Genomic DNA, 2,106 nt, shown 5'->3' with positions numbered 1-2,106 from the left:
GATGGCCCGGCCGCAGGAACTGCCACGTTGTATCGGCGCCGGTCAGTGGGTGACTGCGTGTCCTTTGCTGGCCGGTCTTTAGGTCAAACGCCCAGGGTTCAGCAATGACCATACCGCCGATGATAAGCGGACGATGGCGATAGTTGGCGTCTTTGGCCCAAAGAACCTCACCACTTTTGGCCGAGAGGGCCACCAGCCGACGCTGTGAGAATTCGCCCGAAAGGAACTGACTCCAATAATGACCGTTCGCATTGGCCCCGCACAGGACCACGACGCCGTCATGGTACATCGCCGTCAGTTCGCCGCCGCCTATTCCAATATTGCTGCAGTCGGTTACATCTACAGCCCTTTCCCAGAGCTTCCCACCCGTCTGAGCATCCAGCGCAACGGCAAGGCGCACATCGAGTTTCTTATGGGCTGTTTCTGCTTTTTTGGCCTCTTCGGGGCTAAGGTTCATCAGATGTGTTTTGTCTTGCTGCAGTAACTGCTGCCGCTGCTGCGGCGTCAGCGAGCTGTCAATGAAAAACAGCCAGCCGTCCCCGGCAGCGATAGTCAGGTTAATGATGTTCCGCCGTAAGGCGTCCCCAAGCGGACTGCCCCCGTAATTCCACAGCGTCTCGCCGCTCCGCGTATCAATGGCGAAAATCGAATCCGAGATGCCTGTTCGTTTCATCGCGCTGCCATAAAGGATGCCGTCAACGTAAGCGAGGTATCCCCACTCCCCGCTTACGCGGGGACAAGCTTGCCCCTGCGAAGGCAGGGGTGAGCCGCCTTGAGGTGCAGCAGGCATATTGTAGGTCTGGCGGGTCTGTCCTGTCTCAGCGTCGAGCCGCAGACATTTATCGCCGAGGGCAACGAAGAAACTATCTTCGCAGGCGGCTAAGTTGCCGCACTCACTTTTCTTCAGTTGCGTCCGCATCGCACCGGGTATATCGCGCTTCCACAGCAGAACGCCGTTGTAAGAATCATAGGCCATTACGACGTTTTCACCCTGGATGAATAGCCTGCCATTGACCGCAAGAGGCGCAGCGGCAGCGTTATGGCGATTAACCATAGGGGCCGGCCCGGGGTCGCCAAACCACAGCAGGCCTAACGGACCGGCTACGATTCGGTCGTCACTACAGGCGGTATTGCCCGGCCCGGCATATTGGTGTGTCCATTTGCCTGCTCCGGGCAGTGCTCCGCGTTTGAGAGTCGCCCAGCAGCCGTTGGTTTGGCTGATTCGGCATTGTCCTAATTCCAGCCGCCTCAGCCACCGGCTGAGCTGCTCGGAAGAGACGGCGCCTGCCTTTCCAGGCGCATTGGCCGGCACGCCAAGACAAACAGCACCGCCGCACGGCTTTAGATGCCGCACAAGCTCCTCAGGGTTACCGGGTATCTTTCCGGTCAGCAGCAGGCTGTCGGAGACAATCAGGTTGGCAAAGTAGTTCGAGTACGGCAGGTTCGAAAGATTACCCTCATCAATGGTTACACGCTGGCCGTATAGGCCCGCCGCATCCAGGGCCAACCTCGCTGCAGCGGCTTTTTCCGGATCGGGTTCGACCCCGATAATGGTCAGGTCAGTTCGCCGCGCCAGTTCCCAGGCCAGACGGCCACGTTCGGCGCCGACCACAAGGCAATAGCCCTTTGTAACACCGGTCTCCATAACAATTGCTTCGGCGGCCGCCTCGTAAGCTGCGGTCAGCTCGTCTTGAGGGTAAGGGTTCGCTGCATGCCTGACGTGCGGGCTGGGCACCGGGGCTTTCGGTTTTGCCACTCGCTTTGCAGCAAAGCAATAGATTTTGCCTGTATCCGTGCTGACGTAGGCTCGGCCGTTGGCGACGGCCAATCCCCGCGCTTTGCCATCGACTTGCGCCTCCCAGACGGCCTGGCCGTTGTCCCTGCTGAAGGCATTGACCTGCCCCTGCCCACCGGCAAGCACCAGGTTGGCAGTCAGTATCAATTCCGAATCGCACTGGCTTGGCACGCGCCACCGGAGGGTCGGCCCAATATTCTCACTGCGGTGCCGGCTTAGTTCTTCTTCTGCAGTTTTTAATTGCTGTTCCTGCTTTTTCCGTTCCTCGCCCTTGGCGCTCCTGAGGCTGCTTCGAAGTGACTTTATCTTGT

Annotated in this window: 1 protein-coding gene; it reads right to left on the bottom strand. The window is 58.9% G+C overall.

The window, feature by feature from the left end:
- A partial coding sequence (locus KKA81_16060; protein ID MBU2652442.1) for a PQQ-binding-like beta-propeller repeat protein occupies nucleotides 1-2,106 on the bottom strand: 2,106 nt, incomplete at both ends.

The organism is Bacteroidota bacterium (assembly GCA_018831055.1).
Classification (GTDB): domain Bacteria; phylum Bacteroidota; class Bacteroidia; order Bacteroidales; family B18-G4; genus M55B132.
The sequence above is the reverse complement of the archived record's forward strand: the minus strand, read 5'-3'. Positions and strand labels throughout refer to the sequence as shown.